Consider the following 20,514-nt stretch of genomic DNA (forward strand, 5'->3'; position numbering starts at 1 on the left):
ACCTCAAAACGCCGCCCCTTTTTGTGGGCGGCGTTTTCAATTCACCGCTCAGCCGCCTTCGGGTGCATTCAGCGGTACGGGCGAAACACCGGGAATCTGCGGGCGATAGCGCAGATCATCGGTCGACAGCGCATTGCCCAGACATTCAGAGCGTTCGCTCACCCGCGCCAGCAACACGCGCCGGCCGCGCATCGGCGTTCCCAGCATGATCCGGCGCAACACCGAGGCATGCCCACGCGCGCTGTCCACGAAGCGTGTCTGATCAACCAGCGCGGCGGCCGGTGTGCCCAGCGTCATCAGCGCATCATGGCTGCCCAAGGCGTCATAGGCCGCACTGACACAGCTGCCGACCGACTGTGCGCAGATGCTGCGGCACAGAGACGACAAGGGCGCCGCCGCATCGCTGGTTTCCAGCCAGCGTTGCAAGACCCCCTCCTCCAGCGTCTCGCCCATCATCAGCCATTGCGGATGGCCGGCTGGCACGAAAGAGGCGACCTCGGTCTGCCGCGCAGCGCCGGCTCGACGCCAGAGCAGATAGAGCATGTCCTGCGGCACGCTTTGCGGATCAAGCTGCGCCAGATCGGGATGACCGCGCGCCGACAGCACCATCAGCGCCTCGCGCGCGGCGCGGTCTTCGCCCAGTTCTTCGAATCGCAGCACAAGGTCAGAACCGCTGCGCACATTCAACAAGGCGACCCAGGCGTCGGCCAAAGGCACGTCGGGCGTTGCACGCAGCCAGCTTTGCCCAGACATGCCGCCGGGCAGGCGCAGCAGGCTGATACGCTGGTGGCGCGGCATTTGGGCCAGGAACGGCCCTTGCAGCGCGGGGGATTTGTCGATCACCCCCAGCAGGATGCGCGCGGCTGTGTTGCCCTCGACCGCAAGACGCGAGAATGCCGGCAGTGCGCTGGCCTCGTCATCGGCCAGCCAGGCGTCGAGCGCCTGCGTGAAGACGGCATCGGTTGCGCCGTCGAGCGGCGGCGGAGTCGTGGCAGGAACGGCCTGCGCCGCCAGGACCAGCCCCAGCACGGCGGCAAAGCGCGGTGCGGTACGGCCCAGAAAGCGAGTGAGGAAGCGGCAATCGGTCAAATGCAAACCTGGTGAAAGACGGCGGAAAGACACAGGAATCACCGGACCTAAAGGCCGGCCCCTGCCCGGATCACGAAAAATGCAGTGCCGACATCGGCACTGTGCGAACTGCACGCGGATTGTGCAATCGAATTATGCCCCGAAGCCCGCCCTGCGGTGTCATTCGCGCAAAACGGGCACCCATTGGGTGCCCGGAATTGCGCGGGGTATACCCGATGTCGCGGGGTCAGCCGCGAAGGCGGGTCACGACGTTGGACATCTCGGCGGCAGGCATGTAGCCGCGCAGCAGCTCGCCGCCCGTGCCATCTCCCATGACGAAGGTCGGCGTGCCGCTGATCTGCAGGCGTTGCGCCAGCGCGCGGTTCTCGTTGAGCACCTGATTGACCTCGGGGCTGTTCATCGCTGCCAGCGCAGGCTCGGCATCAAAGCCGATATCGGCGGCGATCGAGCGCAGATCGTCGGGCGTCACGCTGCCTTCCCACGCCATCAGCGCGTCATGCACGGCACCGTAGGCTTCATCCCCGGCAAGTTGCTGCACGGCGACGGCAAAGCGGCTCATGATTTCCGAATCCGGCCCCAGAATCGGCAATTCCTTGATGATCAGGCGAATGTTGCCATCAGCTTCCAGCATGGACAGAACCTCTGGCTGCGCGCGGCGGCAAAAGCCGCAGCGGTAGTCCATGAATTCCACCAGCGTGATGTCGCCATCAAGGTTGCCGGTGGCCCAGGAATGACCATCGTCAAAGATCGCCTCGGCGTTGATCTCGACCAGCGCCAGATCCATTTCGCCCTGCTGCGCCTGATTGCGGCGCTCGAATTCGGAGACAGCCTCGAAGATCACTTCGGGGTTTTCCATCAGATAGGCGCGCACTTCCGCACGGAAAGCCGAGCGCTCGCTGTCGCTCATCTGCATCGCAGTCGATTGCGCCAGAACCGGCGAGGCGAAGGTCAGGGCGGCAAGAGTTGCGGCGATAAGCGGCTGGCGGACCATGCGGAAAGGCTCCATTGTGCGAGGTTGCGGCACTTTGAGCGTCGGGACAGTCAGGATCAAGCCCCCAATCGCAGGGCCGCGTTAAGGCTGACCCAATCGTGAAGCGTCCGCCGTCGCTGTCTCTCGGCAGGGGATTCCCCCGACGGGGCTTTCGCGTTAGGAACGGGAAAACGACAGGAGAGCGGGCATGGCGCAGGGTTGGCGACGATTGCGGGCGGGTTTTCTGGTGCCCGTGGCTTTCGTCTGGGCGCTGTGCATGGCGCTTGCCCTGCCTGCCCCGGCGCAGGAACTGGGCGGATTGGCACGTCTGGACGGGGCCGTGACGCTTGAGGCCGGCTGGCGCAGCCTGTCGCTGTCGATCCCTATGACTCAGGCCGTGCCGTGGCGCACCCGACTGATGAGTGACCCGCCGCGCGCCATCGTCGATTTCCGCACGCTGGACTGGACGGGATTCGAACCTGCCTCCGTGCCGCTGCTCGGCGAGGCTGTGGCGCTGCGCGTCGGCAATGCTGGCGGCGGCTGGTCGCGGCTGGTGATCGAACTGAACCGCCCGATGGGGTTTGCGCAAGCCGGTCTCGCCACCGATCAGGAAACCGGCGCGGCCGTTCTGTCGATTGCGCTGTCGCCGCTGTCAGACACCAGCTTTGCTGCGCAGGCCTCGGCTTTGGCCGCGACCGATGGCGCACCGGGTCCGAATGTTTTGCGCGCGGCGACCGATCGGTTGCCGCTGGGCCAGCGCCCTACCCGCGTGGTGCTCGACCCCGGACATGGCGGCGTCGATCCCGGCGCGATCCATGAGGGCGTGACCGAAGCCTCGATCACCCTGACCTTCGCGCGCGAACTGGCCGAGGCCCTGCGCCGCACCGGGCGCTATGAGGTCGTGCTGACCCGTGACAACGACACTTTCATCTCGCTTGAAGGCCGCATCACGGTAGCGCATTCCACACAGGCCGATGTGTTCTTGTCCCTGCACGCCGATGCGCTGGAGGATGGTCAGGCCGTCGGTGCCACGCTCTACACGCTGGCCCAATCCGCCACCGATGCCGCCGGGGCCGCGTTGGCAGAGCGTCATGACCGCGACGACATGCTGGGCGGCGGGGTTGATCTGACCGGGACCGATGACGCCGTTGCCTCGGTCCTTATGGACCTCGCGCGCGCCGAAACCGGCCCGGCCACCGACCGGCTGGCCCGCGCGCTGGTTGGCGCGATCCGCGGCGCGGATCTGCGTATGCATCGGCACCCGTGGCAACAGGCGGCGTTTTCGGTGCTCAAATCCCCTTCGGTGCCCTCGGCGCTGTTGGAGATCGGGTTTCTGTCCTCGGACCGCGACCGCGAACGGCTGCGCGATCGTGCGTGGCGCACCAGCATGGAACAGGCTCTGGTCGGCGGGCTGGACGCCTGGGTCGAGGCCGAGGTGGCCCAGCAGGCCCTGCGGTTGCGCTGACGGCATCACCTCTACGCGATTTCCTGCCCCTGTAGCGTCGGCAGGTTTTGACCCCTGACACTTGAGTGTATAGACGGGGCCAAAGACCTGATCCTACCCCTGCCGGAGCTGCCAGTGACCCGAGCCATTCTGTCCTTCTTCGGCGGCCTGTTCAGCTTTTTGCTGCTGAGCATGGTGTTTGGTGCACTGACGGTGGGCGGGGTGATCTGGGTCTATACGCATGATCTGCCCTCGACCGAGCAGCTGGCGAATTACTCACCGCCGATGATCTCGCGGATTTACGCGGGTGAAGGGCAGATGATGGACGAATTCGCCCGCGAACGGCGCCTTTTCACCCCCATCGAAGACATCCCGCCCTTGCTGCGCGATGCGTTCATCTCGGCCGAAGATCGCAATTTCTACGAGCATTCGGGCTTTGACCCGCTGGCCATCGTCGCGGCGTTCCGCGATGCCGTGATCTCACGCGGGCGCAATCTGCGTGGGGCCTCGACCATCACCCAGCAGGTGATGAAGAACTTCCTGCTGTCCTCGGACCGCACGGGCGAGCGGAAAATCCGCGAGATCATTCTGGCGTGGCGGGTCGAGCAATCGCTGAGCAAGGACGAGATCCTTGAGCTGTATCTCAACGAGATTTTCCTCGGCCAGAACTCGTTCGGTGTGGCCGCTGCCGCGCAGACCTATTTCAACAAGACCCTCGAAGAGCTGTCGCTTGAGGAAATGGCCTTCCTCGCCTCGCTGCCGCAGGCCCCGTCCGAATACCACCCGGTCCGCGCCCGTGAGCGCGTCACGGCGCGGCGCAACTGGATTCTGGGGCAGATGGCCGAAAACGGCTATATCACCACCGACGAGGCCGAAGCCGCGCAAGCGCGCCCGTTGTTGTCGGTACAAGGCGGCGACATCCCGTCCTTCCGCGAAAGCCTTCCCGAGCGCGATTACTTTTCTGACGAGATCCGCCGCCAACTGTCGACGACCTTTGGTGAAGAGGAATTCTTTACTGGTGGCCTGACCATCCGCGCCACGGTGAACCCCGGCCTGCAGGTCACCGCCGCGCATGCCCTGCAGCGCGCGCTTGAAGACTACGACCGGGGCCAAGGCGAATGGCGCGGCACCGGCATCGCGCTGGACAGCGATGCACTGGCGGATGAGGACAGCTGGCGCACCGCGCTGGCGGAAACCCGGCTGGCCCGCGACATCACGCTGGACAACCCGTGGCACCCCGCGGTGGTGCTGGACGTCACCCCCGACCGCGCCCGTGTCGGCATCGAAGGCATCCCCGAGATCGGCCAGATCGACCGGCCCGACATTGACTGGCTGCCGGGCTCACTGGCCGATACGCTGAACGTCGGCGACGTGGTCTATGTGCGCGCCGTGACGTCGAACAGCGACGGCAGCTTCCAGCGCTGGTCCCTGCGCCAGATCCCCGAAGCTCAGGGGGCGTTCATGGCGATGGACGTGAACACCGGGCGGGTGATCGCCATGCAGGGCGGGTTCAGCTATCAGGTTTCGGGCTTCAACCGCGCGACACAGGCGATGCGTCAACCCGGCTCGTCGTTCAAGCCCTTTGTCTATGCCGCGGCGCTGGATTCGGGCTTTACCCCCGCCACGATCATCATCGACGCCCCCATCGAGATCGACACCGGCGAAGGCATCTGGCGGCCCAACAACGCCGGTCACGATTACCTTGGCCCAACGCCGATGCGCACCGGGATCGAGCAATCGCGCAACCTGATGACCGTCCGGCTGGCGCAAGAGGTCGGCATGGATGTGGTCGCAGGCTATGCCGAGCGGTTCGGCGTTTATGACAGCTTGCAACCCTTCCTCGCCAACTCGCTGGGCGCGCAGGAAACCACGTTGTTCCGGGTTGTCGCCGCCTATGCGATGTTCGCCAATGGCGGCGAGCGCGTGGAGCCGACGCTGGTGGACCGGGTGCAGGACCGCTGGGGCCGCACTGTCTATCGCCACGACCAGCGCCGCTGCGTGGAATGCGCCGAGCCGGATCTGCCCGCCGGTCAGGCCCCGTGGATCGCTTCGCAGCGTCAACGGGTGATGGACCCGATCACCGCCTATCAACTGACCTCGATGCTGCAGGGCGTCGTGCAGCGCGGCACGGCGTCGGGCGCGATCCGCCTGCCGGTGCCGGTGGCAGGCAAGACCGGCACCACCAACGACGCGCGCGATGTGTGGTTTGTCGGCTATACCTCGACCATGGTGGCGGGTTGCTACATCGGTTTTGACCGGCCCCGGTCGCTGGGCCGTCGGGCCTCGGGCGGCGGGCTGTGCGCGCCGGTGTTTCAGGAATTCATGACGCAGGCCATTCAGGAATACGGCGGTGGCCGCTTCGCCGTGCCGCCGGGTGGTCATTTCATCTCGATCGACCGCCATACCGGCGAACGGGTGCCCGACGGATCGGGCGGCGACGTGGTGGCCGAGTATTTCCGCGATGGCGAAGAGCCGGTCTTCGGCATCGACGCGCTGATCGACGGCGGGTTTGCCATGGGCATGTCCCTGCCGGTGTTTGAACCCGACGCTGTCAACGACCTGTTGGTGACCGAGGACGGCACCGAGATCCCGGTGGATCAGGGCCAGATCCCCGTACCGGCGACCTCGGATTTCGGTACGCTCAGCGCGGGCGGATTGTACTGAGAATGCGCTCCCTTACCGATGTCACCCCGACACGCGCCGATCTTGAACGCCTGAGCCGCGACGGCGAGCCGGTCACGCTGACCAGTTGCGATCTGGACGGGATGGATCTGGCTGGCCTCGACCTGACCGGCTGGGAATTCGAGCGCTGTACGCTCAAGGGCACCGTGTTCAACGGCGCGCGGCTGGAAGGCGCGCGGTTTGCCGGGTGCCGGGCGGCGGGCTCCAGCTTTGTCGGCGCCGATCTGCTGGATGGCAGTATCGAAGGCGGCGATTTCAGCAACGCCAACTTCCGGGGCACGACCCTTACCGACGTCAAGATCAGCCGCTGCAAGATGACCGGTGCCGATCTGACCGATGTGCAGGCCATCGGGCTCGCGTTGGAAGACGTGTTGCTGGTGCTGGCCGTGCTGCCGAAGCTGTCGTTTCGCAAAAAGACCCTGACGCGGGTCGATTTCAGCGATGCCGACATGCGCGCCTGCGACTTTCGCGAAGCGGTGCTGGACGAATGCTCGCTGCGCGATGCGCATCTGGTCGATTGCCGGTTCGAGGATGCCGATCTGCGCGGGGCCGATCTGGGCGGCGTCAAGCTGACCGATGCGCGCCGGTTCAAGGGCGCGCTGATCTCGAAGGCGCAGGCCGCCGATCTGCTGGGTCAGCTGGGGCTGCGGGTGATGTAAGGGCGTCAGCCCTTGCGCTCGATCACCCGCGCCGGGTTGCCGACCACGACCGCACCGGGGGCAACATTGCGCGTCACCACACTGCCCGCGCCCACCACAGCCCCGTCGCCAATCGTCACGCCCGCCAGAATGATCGCGCCGCCGCCGATCCAGACGCGATTGCCTAAGGTCACGGGGTGCGCCACCTCCAGCCCCTCGACATTGCGTTTGACCGGGTCCTGATGGTGCTCGGCGCAGTAGATCTGCACATTCGGCCCCAGCTGGCACTGATCGCCGATCGTCACTTTTGCCGTGTCCAGAATGGTGCAGCCCGCGTTCAGAAACACCTGATCGCCAAGGTGGATGTTGATCCCGTAGGCGCAGTGAAACGGTGCCTCGATGATCGCGTTTCGGGCGGTGATCAGCGCCGCCAGCTTCGGCCCGATGGGACCGCGCTCGTCCGGCGGCAACGTGTTGTGCTGATGTACTGCCGAGCGTGCGACAACACGCAGCGCCTCCAGCTCATCATCGAGGCAGGTGTACCAGTCCCCCGCCTCCATCTTCTGCCGCTCGGTTTTCATCCCTGCCCCGCTGTCAGACGCCCTCGCCCACAAAGGCCTTTTCGACCACGTATTCCTTGGGATCGCTGTTCGCGCCCTCCCCCAGACCGAAGCCCTCAAGCACCGCCTTCACATCGACGTTGAACGCCAGCGAGCCGCAGACCATCGCGCGGTCATGCGCGGCGTCCATCGGCGGGATGCCCAGATCGGCAAACACCTTGCCCGAGGTCAGGTTGTCGGTGATCCGGCCCTGATGGTGGAAGTCTTCCCGCGTGGTGGTCGGGTAGTAGAGCAGCTTGCCCTCGACCATTTCACCGATCAGCGGATCGTCCTTCAGGCTTTCGACCAGCTGACGGCCGTATTCCAGCTCTTCCACCGTGCGGCAGGTGTGCATCATCACCACCTGCTCGAATTTCTCATAGGTTTCCGGGTCGCGCATCAGCGAGGCGAACGGGGCCAGCCCGGTTCCCGTTGCCAGGAACCACACACGCTTGCCCGGCAATAGCGCGTCATGCACCAGCGTGCCGACCGGCTTGGGTCGCAGGATGATCTCTTGCCCCACCTCGATGTGCTGCAGTTTCGAGGTCAGCGGCCCGTCGGGCACCTTGATCGAATAGAACTCCAGCTCGTCATCCCAGCTGGGCGACGCAATGGAATAGGCCCGCAGCAAGGGTTTACCGTTCTCGCCCATCAGCCCGATCATCACGAATTCACCCGAGCGGAACCGCAGGCTGCGCGGCCGCGTGCAGCGGAAGGAGAACAGCGCATCGGTCCAATGCGTCACCGCCGTCACGGTCTGCGCATCGGGCAAGGTCTTGATCTGCGGGGCGGGAGCGGCGTCGGACATGCTGCGGCCTCTTGTAAGGGTCTGTGGCGCTCATAGGCCGGATTGCGCAAAAACGAAAGCCCGGACGCGGCGTTCAGCGATGCTCTGCGTCGTCGCGACGCAGCGCTGCGGGCTGCGACGGCACCCAGATTCCGCGCCGTGGTATCGGTTGCCACGCGCTGTCCAGCCGCCAGTGTTCGGCAGGCTGGCGGCTCGCCTGGGCATGGTCCAGCTCAACCTCGCTGAACCCTGAACAGCGGATCAGCGTGTAAGCCCGCGCCAGCACCGCGCCATGCGCCCTGAGCCGCCCGTCATACCCTGCCGCCCGGATCGCATGCGCCAGATCCAGTGCCGCCAGATCACCGAAATGCCGTAACCGGATGCGTACCAACTCAAGGCGGGGAAGCAGCATTGCCAGCCGTGCCCAGTCCCGTGCGCCCAGCTCCGGCGACGACAGATCAACCCCCACCCCATCCGGCCAATCCGTCAGTGCCGCCAAGGGCACGTAGCCTGCGTGCCAGTCGTCCGGCACGAATGTCTTATCCTTCACCAAAACCGTCATGCGCCTGCTCCACCCTTGATGAAGATCCCAGCATGCCCGAGCCGCAGGCAGGCGGATATGATACGGATCAAGTTAACGCATCAACCTGCCAGAATACGCTCAGCCCCCAGCCAGCCCATCAGGATCGCGGGTGCGTTGGTATTGCCGCCGATCAGCGTCGGAAACGCCGAGGCATCGCAGACACGCAGGCCTTCGACGCCACGGACCTTCAGATCGGCATCCACGACGCTGGTCGCCGGATCCGCGCCCATCCGCGCCGTGCAACTGGGGTGATAGACCGTGCCCGAGCGCTGACGGAAGTCATCGATCAACGCCGCGTCACTGGTGATCTGAGGACCGGGTCGCAATTCCTCGGCGATCAGATCGGCGATGGGCTTTTGCGCCGCGATATGGCGGATGAATTTGACCGCCGCCAGCATCTCGGCCACGTCCTGCTCGGTCGAGAACGCATTGGCGATGATGCGCGGCGCGGCAAAGGGATCGCTCGACGCCAGCTCGATCCGTCCCCGGCTGGTGGGGCGGCAGTTCGACAACCCGATGCTCAGGCCCGGAAACGGATCGGGGCTGAGGATCGGGCGCTCACCCTCACGCGGCATGAGGGTTGAGAATGCCTGAAAATAGAGCTGCATGTTCGGGCGGACGAGTGATGGATCTGTACGAAAGAAACCGCCGCCGTGGTTGATCGACACCGACAGCGGGCCGCCCCGCGTCAGAAGATAGCGCATGCCGACCAACGCCTTGCCCCACCATGGGCGCAAGATGTCATTCATCGTCGGCACGGTCATGCGGTAGGTATAATTGATGCCCTGATGGTCATTCAGATGCGCGCCGGCATTGGGCTGATCGTGCAGCACCGCGATGCCCTGTGCGCGCAGATCCGCCGCCGGGCCGATGCCCGACAGCATCAAGAGCTGTGGCGTGTTGATCGCGCCGCCCGACAGGATCACCTCTCCGGCCCGCGCCTGATGCAGCGCGCCCTTCCAGCGGTATTCGACGCCCACGGCACGCTTGCCCTCGAACATCACCCGCGTCACCTGCGCCTTGGTGCGCAGCGCGACGCGCCCCGACTTGAGCGCCGGCCGCAGGAAAGCCCGCGCGACCGAATTGCGCCGGCCGTCCTTGATGGTCAGCTGATACGTGCCGCTGCCCTCCTGACTCTCGCCGTTGAAGTCGGCATTGTGCGGCAGCCCGGCTGCCTCGCAGGCTGCAATATAGGGCGCGACCAGCGGATGCGCAGCATCCCGGCTGGAACGGATCGACAAAGGCCCGCCCTGCCCGCGCCAATGGTCGGCACCGTCGGCATTGTCCTCGATCGCGCAATACGCTGCGCGCGCCGCCTCCCAGCCCCAGGCGGACGATCCCGTCGCCGCCTGCCAGTCATCGTAATCACTGGAATGCCCGCGTATCCAGACCATCGCGTTGATCGACGACGACCCGCCCACCACTTTGCCGCGCGGCCAGTAGTCGCGCTGATTGTTCAGGCCGGGGTCTGGCTCGGTCCGGTAGCCCCAGTTAACGGCAGGATCATAGAAGAGTTTGCCGTAACCCAACGGCATATGGACATAAAACCGCCGGTCACTGACCCCGGCTTCCAGCACCAGCACGCGCCGCCCGGCGTCGGCCAGTCGCGCCGCCAACACTGAACCCGAAGAGCCCGAGCCCACAATCACATAGTCGAATGTCCCATCCATGGCGGCCTCCGCTTGGGTTTGGCGTTACTGAAACGTCATGTCTGCGCGGCCCGCAAGGGGGGCTCCTGCTGGACGCAGGGTTGCCGCGAGGGTACACCTGTCGGGCGAACCGGAGATGCGCCCATGACCCGACCCGATCTCGACCCGCTCGACCGCAAGATCCTGATGGAACTGCAAGAAGACGCGAGCCAATCGCTCGACGACATCGCCCGCAAGGTCGGCTCGTCCAAGACCCCGGTGTGGAACCGCATCCGCAAGATGCGTGAGCAAGGCGTGATCGGTCGGCAGACCGTTCTGCTGGATCCCGAAGCGCTGGGGCTCGAGGCCTGCTTTTTCGTGCTGGTGCGCACGGCGGATCATGACCCTGAATGGCAAGACCGCTTCCTCGGCTCCGTCCGTGCCCGGCCCGAGGTGATGGAGGCGCACCGGCTGGCGGGGGATATCGACTATATCCTCAAGGTCCGCGTGACCAACGCCCGCGCCTATGATGCCTTCTATCAGGCGCTGATCAGAGACGTGAAAATCCACAACGTCACCGCGCTTTTGTCGATGGAAGAGATCAAATCGACCACGATCCTGCCCGTGTGAGACGCGGCACAGTAAGGGGGGCCTTGCCCCCCTCTGCGGCATGCGCCGCATTCACCCCCCAGGATATTTAAGGACAGATGATAAGGCTTTGTTAACCTTGATTATCATCTGTCTCTAAATATCCACGGGGGTTTCCAAAGGGGGCCCGTGGGTCCCCTTTGGCGAGGGGGGGTCGGGGGGGCGAGCAGCCCACCCGACACGCGCGCTTAGCCGAAGGCGTCTGGCTCACTCGCCTTGCGCTGGTCGACATAAGCCTGCAGCGCTTCGGCGATCGCGGGGTCCAGCGAGGGTTCCTGATAGTCGCGCAGCTGCTTTTTCACCCGCACATTGGCCAGCGTCGCGGAATCGCGCCCGCCTTCGTCTTCCCAGGTCTCATACGGTTTGTAGTCCAGCACATCCGAGCGCCAGAAGGCGGTCTTGAAGTTGTTCTGCGTGTGCTGGCAGCCCAGATAGTGACCGCCCGGCCCCACTTCGCGGATCGCGTCCATGGCCTGCCCGTTGTCATCCATCGACACGCCCTTGGCGATGTGATGCAGTGCGCCCAGCTGGTCCGCATCCAGCACAAATTTCTCGTACGACGAAACCAACCCACCCTCAAGCCAGCCGCAGGCGTGCAGCATGAAGTTGACGCCCGACAAGAGCGCCATGTTCAGCGTGTTCGCCGTTTCATAGGCCGCCTGCGCGTCGGGCAGCTTCGAGCCGCAGAACGACCCGCCCGACCGGTACGGCAGCCCCAGACGGCGGGCCAGTTGCCCCGCACCATAGGTGATATGCGCCGCTTCCGGCGTGCCGAAGGTCGGCGCGCCCGAGTTCATGTCGATCGAGGTCACAAAGGCCCCGAAGATCACCGGCGCACCCTTGCGGATCAGCTGGCTATACGCCACGCCCGCCAGCACCTCGGCCAGAACCTGCGTCAGCGTGCCCGCCACCGTCACCGGCGCCATCGCGCCGCCAACGATAAACGGCGAGATGATCGCCGCCTGATTGGCGCGTGCATAGACCTCAAGCGCCCCCATCATCACGCCATCAAAGGTCAGCGGCGAGTTGATGTTGATCAGCGAGGTCATCACTGCGTTCTGGTCGACGAAGTCGTTGCCGAACAGGATCTTGGACATCGCCACCGAATCCTCGGCGCGCACGGGCTCCGTCACCGAGCCCATATAGGGCTTGTCGGACAGCGTCATATGCGCCTGCAGCATGTCCAGATGGCGCTTGTTCACCGCGATGTCGGTCGGCTCGCAGACCGTGCCGCCCGAGTGGTGCAGCCACTTGGACATATAGCCCAGCTTCACGAAATTGCGGAAATCCGCGATCGTGGCATAGCGCCGGCCGCCTTCGAGGTCCCGCACGAAGGGCGGGCCATAGACCGGTGCGAGCACCAGCGACTTGCCGCCGATCTCGACATTGCGCTCAGGATTGCGGGCGTGCTGGGTGAAGCGCGAAGGTGCTGTCTTGCACAATTCGCGGGCCAGACCCCGGGGGATGCGCACGCGTTCACCCTGCACATCGGCCCCGGCTTCGCGCCACAGCGCCAGTGCGCCGGGGTTGTCGACGAAGTTGACGCCGATTTCCTCAAGCACGGTGTCGGCGTTATACTCGATGATCTCGAGCGCCTCTTCGTTAAGGATCTCGAAGTTGGGGATCTTGCGCTCGATGAATTTGGCGGTCTCGATGGACACCGCTGTCCGCTCGGCCCGCCGTGCGGCTCCGCCGCCGCCTCGGGTCCGACGCTCGCCCCTGACTTCATTCATCGCTCTGGCTCCGAAAAAATGGATCTGGGGCTGAGAAATAGGGCCAAGCCCCGCCGAGGGATCAGCCGGAAGCGCCCTTTGGGGGCGAAAGGCGACATTGGTGGCGCGCCGCTCTCAGCGACGGGCGCGCAGGATCCTCTGCCAGAGCGTGCCGCCAAGGTAATGACCCGCGACGAAATAGCCGATCATCACGGCAAAGAGCATGACCGCGGGCATGCCAGACAGGCTGAAGCCGCTCTCGGTCACGTTACCGGTCAGCTTGGCAATGACATAGCCGCCGACGGCGAAGATGGTGAAGAAATCGAGAATCGCGGCAAGGATGATTCTCCAGGTTGCGGGGGCGGTGCTCATAAGGCGGACTCTTTCGTTTGGGGTTTCGCGTCAGCGACGCATAGCGCGCCCGCTGCGGCAAGCCCAGCACCGCTTAGCCCTTGCGACGCGCGCGGATCTGGCTGAACGGCCCGAGGAGAGCTTGTTTTCTGCGCTCATAAGCCCCACCAGATCCGCCCACAATGCCGAACGCGCGCGCGCCCCCTTGCGTCGGTCGGGCGGCTTGCCTAAAGGCTTTCCATGACCCAGCACAGCCATGACCGCCTCCTCATCATCGATTTCGGCAGCCAGGTGACGCAGCTGATTGCGCGCCGCCTGCGCGAGCTGAATGTCTATTGCGAAATCCACCCGTACCAGAAGGTGACCGACGCCTTCCTGGCCGAGTTCGCGCCGAAAGCGATCATCTTCTCGGGAGGCCCCGATTCGGTGACGCGTGAGGGCTCTCCGCGTCCGCCGCAAAGCGCCTATACGATGGGCGTGCCGATACTGGGCATCTGCTATGGCCAGCAGGTCATGATGCAGGATCTGGGCGGGATCGTCGAAGCGGGGCAAAGCCACACCGCCGAATTCGGCCGCGCCTATGTCAAGCCGACCGAACTGAAGACCGACCTCTTCAACGGCTGGTTCCTGGACCCCAACGGGCGCGAGCAGGTCTGGATGAGCCACGGCGACCACGTCGCCAAGCTGGCGCCGGGCTTTGACGTCTATGGCACCTCGTCGGGTGCGCCTTTCGCGATGACCGCCGATCTGGAGCGCCGCTTCTACGCCGTGCAGTTCCACCCTGAGGTCCATCACACGCCCAACGGCGCGACGCTTTATGCGAATTTCGTCAAGCTGGCCGGGTTCACCGGCGACTGGACGATGGGTGCCTACCGCGAAGAGATGATCCAGAAGATCCGCGATGAGGTCGGCGACAAGAAGGTGATCTGCGCGCTGTCGGGTGGCGTGGACAGCTCGGTTACCGGCATTCTGCTGCACGAGGCCATCGGCGATCAGCTGACCTGCGTGTTCGTGGACCACGGCATGTTGCGGCTCAATGAGGCCGAGCAGGTCGTCGCGATGTTCCGCGAGAATTACAACCTGAACCTGATCCACGCCGACGAATCCGATCTGTTCCTGAACGCGCTCGAAGGGGTTTCCGACCCTGAGGTCAAGCGCAAGACCATCGGCAAGCTGTTCATCGACGTGTTCCAGAAATACGCCAATGAGATCGAGGGTGCCGAGTTTCTGGCGCAAGGCACGCTCTACCCCGACGTCATTGAATCGGTGTCGTTTTCCGGCGGCCCCTCGGTCACGATCAAGTCGCATCACAACGTCGGCGGCCTGCCTGAGAAGATGGGCTTGAAACTGGTCGAACCGCTGCGCGAGCTGTTCAAGGACGAGGTCCGCGCGCTGGGAACCGAGCTGGGCCTGCCCGCCTCGTTCATCGGGCGTCACCCCTTCCCCGGTCCGGGTCTGGCGATCCGCTGCCCCGGCGAGATCACCCGCGAAAAGCTGGACATCCTGCGCAAGGCGGACGCGATCTATATCGACCAGATCCGCAAGCACGGCCTCTATGACGACATCTGGCAGGCTTTCGCTGCGATCCTGCCCATGCGCACGGTCGGCGTGATGGGCGATGGGCGCACCTATGACTTTGCGTTGGCGCTGCGGGCGGTGACCTCGGTCGACGGAATGACCGCCGATTACTACCCGTTCACGCATGAGTTTCTGGGCGAAACCTCGACCCGGATCATCAACGAGGTGCAGGGCATCAACCGGGTGTTCTATGATTGCACCTCGAAGCCGCCGGGCACGATCGAACTGGAATGACCAACGCAAAAAGCCCCCGCAATCGCGGGGGCTTTTCGTTTAGGGTCAGGCGCTTACATCGGCGGGAGCGCGAAGAACATTGTCTCGCCCGAATGATCGTCAACGCCGTCGTTGTCGGTGGCGGTCCACATCGTGCCATCGGCCGCGATGGCCAGACTTTCGACCTTGTCGAGCACATAGCCGCCGGTCGCGGTCAGATGCGGCAGCAGATCCACCACCAGCTCAGGCGTCACCACTGGCAGTTCGCTGCCCAGAGGCGCGGCGACCAGTTGCGACAGCGGGATGCGCATCACCTGCTTGATCGCGGCATTGGCGCCCAGCTGGTTGTCGCGTTCGACAACATAGACATAGTCTCCATGGACAGTAATTTCGCTCAACCCCACCCAGCCGCGCGCGGGCGTCGTGAGCGGGTAGTGAACGGCGCCCCAGTCGCCAGTTGCCGGGGTATAGGCGACCAGCTTGACCAAGCCCGCCGGATCGTCGCCCCATTCGCGCTGAACGGCCATCCAGAGCGTTCCGTCGATCAGGGTGACGCCCTCGAACCCGAAGCGGGTCTCGTGGGTCAGTAAGGCCTCGGGCAGCGTAACCTCTTCCAGGATCGCGCCATCGGCACCGACGTGAACCAGCGCATGCGGCACATCGCGGTCGGTGCGACCCTCGCTGGCCAGCCAGAAACCGCCCTGCCCGTCCAGCGTGATGCCTTCCAGATCCAGATGCTGCGCCGCTTCGCCGTCGCGGGTCACACGGATCGCGCGGGTGATGTGGGCGGGCTGTTGCGCGGGGTCGATCACGAAGATCGTCGGCTGCGCGCCATAGGCGCTGTCGTTGACGGCATAGAGCATCCCGTCGTCCGACGCGACCATGCCCGAGATCGCGCCCCATCCGATCAGTTCGTCGGCTCCGGCCGAGGTCAGCTGCGGATAGGCCGCAGGCGCGTCCTGCAGCGCGTAGATCATCACATGCGAGCGGGCGGCGCCGTCCTGACCCAGATCGGCCTCATTCGCGGTGACCAGCAGGTTGCGCGACGGGATCGGCAGCACGCCTTCGGGCGCGATGCCTGAGGGCAGCAACTGGCGCAGCACCGGCGCGGCGGGGTCGGTCACGTCATAGACGCCGATCACGCTGCCACGCTCGGAGCCGACAAAGATCATCGGCGTGCCGTTGAACGTCCCCGCCGCGATGGCTTCCAGCTCGGTGCCCTTCTTGCCTGAACGGCCCTCAGGGTAGTGGCCGATCTCGATGATCGCATGCTCAAGGCTGGAGCCGCTCCCATACGTCACCCCGCCGTCGCGATCAAAGATCGTCCAGCTACGGCTGCCGCCGTTCCAGTCGCCCTCGTTCGCGATGGCGACGTGGTCGGCGTCAACCCAGGCGATCTCGTCGGGTTCGCGCAGGCGGGTGATCGTCTGATCAAAGACCAGTTGGCCGTCCTTGGCGGTATCGACATTCTCGGCCGTCGCCTCGCCCGCGCTGAAATGCGACAGCACGGCGCCGGTACGGTCCATGATGACGATGTGGTTGTTTTCTTGCAGCGTCAGGGCAATCTCGCCCGCGTCGTTGATCGCGACGAATTCCGGCTCGGGATCTTCCGCGCCGATCTCGGCCAGCCCAGTCACATCCGCGCGGATCATCGCGGCGCAGTCCACGGCACCGTCGGTCATCGGCAGGATCGCGACCCAGCCGCCGGGCATCTGCGGCAAGCCGCCGTCGCCCAGATCTTCGTCACGCTCGTTCTCGATCGCGACGGCAAGGAAGCTGGCGTCCGGCGCAATGGCGACCGAGTCCGGCTGCCCGCCCAGATCACAACTGTCGGTGATCGCGCGGGTGGCGACATCGACGCTCAGCAGCGCGCCGCCGGTCTCGACATAGCTGGCCGAGGTGTTCACCGCGACATAGGCCACCGCACCCGCGATCCCGACCGAGGTCGGCTCGCCGTCCAGCGCCAGCGCGCCCAAGGGGAGCGGCTGCGCGGGGTCGGTGATGTCGACAAAACCCAGCGAACCGGCGGGGCTGTCAGTATAGACCAGCGTCAGGCCATCTGCCGTGGCGGCGATGATTTCGGACGAGGTTTCCTCGGCCTCAGGCAGGTTCAGGGCAACCGCGAAAGACGCGATCCGGTTGAAGTTCATCTGCTGAGCGACGGCAGGCACGGCCACCACGGCGAGCAGCGCGGTCGAGGCCAAGAGGCGGGCGGGCATGGAATTCTCCCTTGAGAAGTGACTGAGCGTGCGCTAGCCCTCGCGCGTCACGGAAGCGCAACGTTTCAGTGACGCTTCGATGACAGGACGTGACGACATGGCAATCCGACTGACCGGCAAACTGATCTGTGCCACCGACGAGCAAGCCGCCCTTGTGCGCGAGTACTTGCCCGAGCATATCCGCTTGAGCCGCACCGAACCCGGCTGCCTTGAATTCGAGGTAGATCATCAGGGTTCGATGATCTGGAGCGTGGATGAGCGCTTTGTCGATCGCCCGTCCTTCGAGGCGCATCAAGCACGCACCAAGGCGAGCGTCTGGGGGCAGATGACCGCCGACATCGCGCGCGAATACGAGATAAGCGAGACCTAACGCGGCGGGTTTCCGCCCAAAGAATGGGCTTCACGGCGCGCGCGGAAACCTGACCGGCCTGACCTGCGTTTTCTCTCCAAACCTCAGGCCAACAACTGGCCAAACATTTGGAGAGCACCGATGAGTAGCACCCCCTTTCCCCCGTTCGATCTGGAAGCCAAACGCGGCGAGCCCGGCTTGCGCAAGCTCCCTGCAGGCACGCCCGGGCTGGCCGCATGGTTCGCCCGCCGGATGAGGCCGCAAGTTCACTGAGCCGACAACGGCCTGCGCGGCTGCGGCAACGCGGGCGGCTGTTGGGCTCGCCATCATCCTGCGTACTGCGCGCCATTACTGCACCTGTGCATCAATTTGATGCGGCTATCCGGCTTTTATGATAGGCGGTTTGAGCGGACGACTCGCACGTCACCGCCGGATTGACGCAGCCAGGATGCCACATGACAGCCATAGACACCGCCCCGCACCGCCCTTCAGCGAACCTTTACCTGCTGATGATCGGGCAGGCGCTGGCCGGGGCCTTGCCTCCGATCATGGTTTCGCTGGGCGGGCTGATCGGTGCGATGCTGGCACCCTCTCCCTATCTGGTGACGCTGCCGGTCTCGATGTTTATGGTCGGCACCTGTATCGCCACCCTTCCCGCCGCGATGCTGTTCCAGCGCTTTGGCCGCAAGCCGATCTACATCCTCGGCTCGCTGGTCGCGGTCTGCGGCGCGTTGCTCTGTGCTTTGGGGGTGTTCATCGGCTCGTTTGGCCTGTTCTGCTTTGGGGCGCTGATGTTCGGGCTGAACATCGCCTGCGTGCAAAGCTACCGCTTTGCCGCGCAACAGGCGGTCGCGCCGGAGTACCGCGCCCGTGCAGTGTCGATGGTGTTACTGGGCGGAATCGGCTCGGCCATTCTGGGCCCTCAGATCGCCATTCATTCCAACGACATGATCATCGGCGCGCCGTATGTGGCGGCGTTTCTGGGTCAGGCGATGCTGGCAGCGGGCACGCTGCCCTTCCTGATCGGCCTGCGCCTTCCACCGATGCCCGAGCGCACAGCCGCCTCACGCGCCACGCATACCGGGCGTTTCAACCTGCCGCCACTGACCCGCGCCTATATGATCGCGGTGGTCTGCGGGGCCTTCGCCTATGGCTCGATGACCTTCACGATGACCGCCGCCCCGCTGGCGATGATCGCCTGCGGCTTTACAGCGGGCGACGCGGCGCTTGGCATCCAGTGGCACATTCTGGCGATGTTCGGGCCGAGCTTTTTCACCGGACGGATCATTGACCGCCATGGCTACAGGCCGGTGATGGTGGCGGGGATCGTTCTGGTGGTGATTGGTGCGGTCTTTGCGCTGTCAGGCGAGGCGCGCTGGAATTTCTGGACAACGCTGGTGTTTCTGGGCGTTGGCTGGAACTTTGCCTATACCGGCTCGACGGTGATGATCGCCCGCGCCTCGGCAGCGGCGGGGTCTGTGGCGTTGCAGGGGCTGGCCGATTTCCTGATCTTCGCCTTTGTCGCCGCCGCCTCGCTGTTCGCAGGCGTGCTGTTTGCGCTGAGCAGCTGGGCTGTGCTCAACATCACCGTGCTGATCGCCCTGGCCTTGGTGCTGGGGCTGGTGACGCTGGATCACCGAAACGCCACCCGGCAGGCCTGATCCCGAAAGCGGCACGCGATCGGGGGACGCGCCATGGCCGTGGTCGGGCTGCCGACGCGTCCGCTGACACTTGGCTTCGGCTCGATCGTTGCCGGAACCTTCCTGCTGATCGGACTGGGCGCGGCGTTCGGCAAGCGCGCCCCTGTTATCTGGTGGCGAAGTCCTTACCTTGATCTCAACACGGCACCGATTGAGGGAAGAGACGACCATGACCCAAACCGACACCACCAACCGCCAGCTCGTTCTGGCCGAACGCCCCAAGGGCGAGCCAACCGCACAGACCCTGCGTCTGACGGAGGCCCCGATCCCACAGCCCGGCAAAGGCCAGATGCTGCTGCGCACGCGTTACCTCTCGCTTGATCCCTACATGCGCGGACGGATGAGCGACGCCCCCTCTTACGCCGCGCCCGTTGAGGTCGGCGGTGTGATGGTTGGTGGCACGGTGGCCGAGGTTGTCAGCTCGGATATCGACGGCTTTGCCACCGGCGATCTGGTCCTTTCCGGCAACGGCTGGCAGGATTACGCGCTGTCGGATGGTACGGGCGTGACCAACCTTGGCAAAACGCCTGAGCATCCCTCCTGGGCCTTGGGCATCATGGGCATGCCCGGCTTCACCGCATGGGCTGGCCTGACGCAGATCGGCACGCCGAAAGCAGGCGAAACGCTGGTGGTTGCGGCGGCGACCGGGCCGGTGGGCGCGACGGTGGGACAGATCGGTAAACTCATGGGCTTGCAGGTGATCGGCATCGCCGGCGGCCCCGAGAAATGCGCCTATGCGGTGGAGGAACTGGGCTTTGACGCGTGCCTTGACCATAAATCCGATGATCTCGCCGCGCAGCTGAAACAAGCCTGCCCCGCCGGGATCGACATCTATTTCGAGAATGTCGGTGGCAAGGTGCTCGACGCGGTGATCCCCCTGCTCAACGCCTTTGCACGGGTGCCGATTTGCGGGCTGGTCTCGCAATACAACGCCACCAGCCTGCCCGACGGCCCCGACCGGATGAACTGGCTGATGGGCAATGTGCTGCGCAAGAAGCTGCGGGTGCAAGGCTTTATCATCTTTGACAATTTCGGCCATCTCTATCCCGAATTCGCCAAGGCGATGACGGGCTGGATCAAGGACGGCAAGGTCAAGTACCGCGAAGAGATCATCGACGGTCTGGAAAACGCACCTGAGGCCTTCATCGGCCTGCTGCGCGGCGAGAATTTCGGCAAGCGCGTGATCCGCGTCAGCTGACCGGCCCCTGCGCTGCCGTGAAATGCGGCAGCGCAGCATCGCCCGACCCGCCGCCCCCTTCTTTCCTTGCAATGCGCGCATACCTGCGCAAGGCTTGTCCGAGCACGTCGCGCAAAAGGACAGCAG

Annotated in this window: 18 protein-coding genes; 9 read left to right on the top strand and 9 right to left on the bottom strand. The window is 64.8% G+C overall.

Translation table 11 applies throughout. The features are described 5' to 3' along the window. Positions 1-48: 48 nt before the first annotated feature. Both EAE28_RS01665 and EAE28_RS01670 read right to left on the bottom strand, forming a co-directional pair. Positions 49-1,089: a hypothetical protein gene (locus EAE28_RS01665; RefSeq protein ID WP_127104082.1), complete on the bottom strand. Its 1,041-nt coding sequence runs from the start codon at positions 1,087-1,089 to the stop codon at positions 49-51. A 226-nt stretch (positions 1,090-1,315) separates the two neighbouring features. Beyond that, positions 1,316-2,080, bottom strand: a complete 765-nt coding sequence (locus tag EAE28_RS01670; RefSeq protein ID WP_246022207.1) for a DsbA family protein — start codon at positions 2,078-2,080, stop codon at positions 1,316-1,318. Between the two features lie 187 nt (positions 2,081-2,267). On the opposite strand from EAE28_RS01670, the gene EAE28_RS01675 reads away from it, so the two are divergent. The 3 genes from EAE28_RS01675 (at position 2,268) to EAE28_RS01685 (ending at position 6,844) form a co-directional block, all read left to right on the top strand. Then, entirely contained in the window at positions 2,268-3,524 is a 1,257-nt protein-coding gene (locus tag EAE28_RS01675; protein WP_127104083.1) for an N-acetylmuramoyl-L-alanine amidase family protein, read from the top strand. 114 nt (positions 3,525-3,638) lie between these two features. Beyond that, complete coding sequence (locus tag EAE28_RS01680; RefSeq protein WP_127104084.1) at positions 3,639-6,167, top strand: penicillin-binding protein 1A; 2,529 nt, start codon at positions 3,639-3,641, stop codon at positions 6,165-6,167. Positions 6,168-6,169: 2 nt separating this feature from the next. After that, entirely contained in the window at positions 6,170-6,844 is a 675-nt protein-coding gene (locus tag EAE28_RS01685; protein WP_127104085.1) for a pentapeptide repeat-containing protein, read from the top strand. A gap of 5 nt (positions 6,845-6,849) precedes the next feature. Here the strand turns inward: EAE28_RS01685 and EAE28_RS01690 are convergent, their stop codons facing one another. The 4 genes from EAE28_RS01690 to EAE28_RS01705 all read right to left on the bottom strand — a co-directional run bounded on the left by EAE28_RS01690 (position 6,850) and on the right by EAE28_RS01705 (position 10,462). Further along, positions 6,850-7,404 (bottom strand): sugar O-acetyltransferase, encoded by a 555-nt coding sequence (locus tag EAE28_RS01690; RefSeq protein WP_127104086.1) that lies wholly within the window; start codon positions 7,402-7,404, stop codon positions 6,850-6,852. Between the two features lie 13 nt (positions 7,405-7,417). After that, positions 7,418-8,230, bottom strand: coding sequence for a ferredoxin--NADP reductase (locus EAE28_RS01695; RefSeq protein WP_127104087.1), 813 nt, complete (start codon positions 8,228-8,230; stop codon positions 7,418-7,420). Positions 8,231-8,303: 73 nt separating this feature from the next. Next, on the bottom strand, positions 8,304-8,759 hold the full coding sequence (locus EAE28_RS01700; protein ID WP_164736514.1) for a DUF934 domain-containing protein: 456 nt from the start codon (positions 8,757-8,759) through the stop codon (positions 8,304-8,306). Positions 8,760-8,851: 92 nt separating this feature from the next. After that, positions 8,852-10,462, bottom strand: coding sequence for a GMC family oxidoreductase (locus EAE28_RS01705; protein ID WP_127104089.1), 1,611 nt, complete (start codon positions 10,460-10,462; stop codon positions 8,852-8,854). A 123-nt stretch (positions 10,463-10,585) separates the two neighbouring features. Between EAE28_RS01705 and EAE28_RS01710 the strand changes: the two genes are divergently transcribed. After that, complete coding sequence (locus EAE28_RS01710; RefSeq protein WP_127104090.1) at positions 10,586-11,050, top strand: Lrp/AsnC family transcriptional regulator; 465 nt, start codon at positions 10,586-10,588, stop codon at positions 11,048-11,050. Positions 11,051-11,256: 206 nt separating this feature from the next. Here the strand turns inward: EAE28_RS01710 and EAE28_RS01715 are convergent, their stop codons facing one another. Both EAE28_RS01715 and EAE28_RS01720 read right to left on the bottom strand, forming a co-directional pair. Continuing rightward, a complete protein-coding gene (locus tag EAE28_RS01715) occupies positions 11,257-12,801 on the bottom strand; it encodes a trimethylamine methyltransferase family protein (RefSeq protein WP_127104091.1) in 1,545 nt (514 codons plus the stop codon). 114 nt (positions 12,802-12,915) lie between these two features. Next, positions 12,916-13,152: a hypothetical protein gene (locus tag EAE28_RS01720; protein WP_127104092.1), complete on the bottom strand. Its 237-nt coding sequence runs from the start codon at positions 13,150-13,152 to the stop codon at positions 12,916-12,918. A gap of 219 nt (positions 13,153-13,371) precedes the next feature. Between EAE28_RS01720 and guaA the strand changes: the two genes are divergently transcribed. Continuing rightward, positions 13,372-14,943: a glutamine-hydrolyzing GMP synthase gene (guaA, locus tag EAE28_RS01725; protein ID WP_127104093.1), complete on the top strand. Its 1,572-nt coding sequence runs from the start codon at positions 13,372-13,374 to the stop codon at positions 14,941-14,943. 53 nt (positions 14,944-14,996) lie between these two features. Here guaA and EAE28_RS01730 read toward each other — a convergent pair whose 3' ends face one another. Next, positions 14,997-17,141, bottom strand: coding sequence for an esterase-like activity of phytase family protein (locus EAE28_RS01730; RefSeq protein ID WP_127104094.1), 2,145 nt, complete (start codon positions 17,139-17,141; stop codon positions 14,997-14,999). 97 nt (positions 17,142-17,238) lie between these two features. On the opposite strand from EAE28_RS01730, the gene EAE28_RS01735 reads away from it, so the two are divergent. From EAE28_RS01735 to EAE28_RS01745, 4 genes are all read left to right on the top strand, one after another. Beyond that, a complete protein-coding gene (locus tag EAE28_RS01735; RefSeq protein WP_127104095.1) occupies positions 17,239-17,511 on the top strand; it encodes a putative quinol monooxygenase in 273 nt (90 codons plus the stop codon). Between the two features lie 120 nt (positions 17,512-17,631). Further along, the gene (locus EAE28_RS24310; RefSeq protein WP_281279554.1) at positions 17,632-17,763 is read left to right on the top strand and encodes a hypothetical protein; all 132 of its coding nucleotides are present in this window, start codon (positions 17,632-17,634) and stop codon (positions 17,761-17,763) included. 182 nt (positions 17,764-17,945) lie between these two features. Further along, on the top strand, positions 17,946-19,151 hold the full coding sequence (locus tag EAE28_RS01740) for an MFS transporter (protein ID WP_127104096.1): 1,206 nt from the start codon (positions 17,946-17,948) through the stop codon (positions 19,149-19,151). Positions 19,152-19,359: 208 nt separating this feature from the next. Further along, entirely contained in the window at positions 19,360-20,388 is a 1,029-nt protein-coding gene (locus tag EAE28_RS01745; protein WP_127104097.1) for an NADP-dependent oxidoreductase, read from the top strand. Positions 20,389-20,514 lie beyond the last annotated feature (126 nt).

It is taken from the genome of Pararhodobacter zhoushanensis (genome assembly GCF_003990445.1).
In the GTDB taxonomy this organism is placed as follows: domain Bacteria; phylum Pseudomonadota; class Alphaproteobacteria; order Rhodobacterales; family Rhodobacteraceae; genus Pararhodobacter; species Pararhodobacter zhoushanensis.

Excerpts from the sequence above, each read along its gene's own strand:
- EAE28_RS01670 (WP_246022207.1), bottom strand. The coding sequence starts at position 2,080 with ATGGTCCGCCAGCCGCTTATCGCCGCAACTCTTGCCGCCCTGACCTTC.
- EAE28_RS01675 (WP_127104083.1), top strand. The coding sequence starts at position 2,268 with ATGGCGCAGGGTTGGCGACGATTGCGGGCGGGTTTTCTGGTGCCCGTG.
- EAE28_RS01685 (WP_127104085.1), top strand. The coding sequence starts at position 6,170 with ATGCGCTCCCTTACCGATGTCACCCCGACACGCGCCGATCTTGAACGC.
- EAE28_RS01690 (WP_127104086.1), bottom strand. The coding sequence starts at position 7,404 with ATGAAAACCGAGCGGCAGAAGATGGAGGCGGGGGACTGGTACACCTGC.
- EAE28_RS01695 (WP_127104087.1), bottom strand. The coding sequence starts at position 8,230 with ATGTCCGACGCCGCTCCCGCCCCGCAGATCAAGACCTTGCCCGATGCG.
- EAE28_RS01705 (WP_127104089.1), bottom strand. The coding sequence starts at position 10,462 with ATGGATGGGACATTCGACTATGTGATTGTGGGCTCGGGCTCTTCGGGT.
- EAE28_RS01710 (WP_127104090.1), top strand. The coding sequence starts at position 10,586 with ATGACCCGACCCGATCTCGACCCGCTCGACCGCAAGATCCTGATGGAA.
- EAE28_RS01715 (WP_127104091.1), bottom strand. The coding sequence starts at position 12,801 with ATGAATGAAGTCAGGGGCGAGCGTCGGACCCGAGGCGGCGGCGGAGCC.
- EAE28_RS01720 (WP_127104092.1), bottom strand. The coding sequence starts at position 13,152 with ATGAGCACCGCCCCCGCAACCTGGAGAATCATCCTTGCCGCGATTCTC.
- guaA (WP_127104093.1), top strand. The coding sequence starts at position 13,372 with ATGACCCAGCACAGCCATGACCGCCTCCTCATCATCGATTTCGGCAGC.
- EAE28_RS01730 (WP_127104094.1), bottom strand. The coding sequence starts at position 17,141 with ATGCCCGCCCGCCTCTTGGCCTCGACCGCGCTGCTCGCCGTGGTGGCC.
- EAE28_RS01735 (WP_127104095.1), top strand. The coding sequence starts at position 17,239 with ATGGCAATCCGACTGACCGGCAAACTGATCTGTGCCACCGACGAGCAA.
- EAE28_RS24310 (WP_281279554.1), top strand. The coding sequence starts at position 17,632 with ATGAGTAGCACCCCCTTTCCCCCGTTCGATCTGGAAGCCAAACGCGGC.
- EAE28_RS01740 (WP_127104096.1), top strand. The coding sequence starts at position 17,946 with ATGACAGCCATAGACACCGCCCCGCACCGCCCTTCAGCGAACCTTTAC.
- EAE28_RS01745 (WP_127104097.1), top strand. The coding sequence starts at position 19,360 with ATGACCCAAACCGACACCACCAACCGCCAGCTCGTTCTGGCCGAACGC.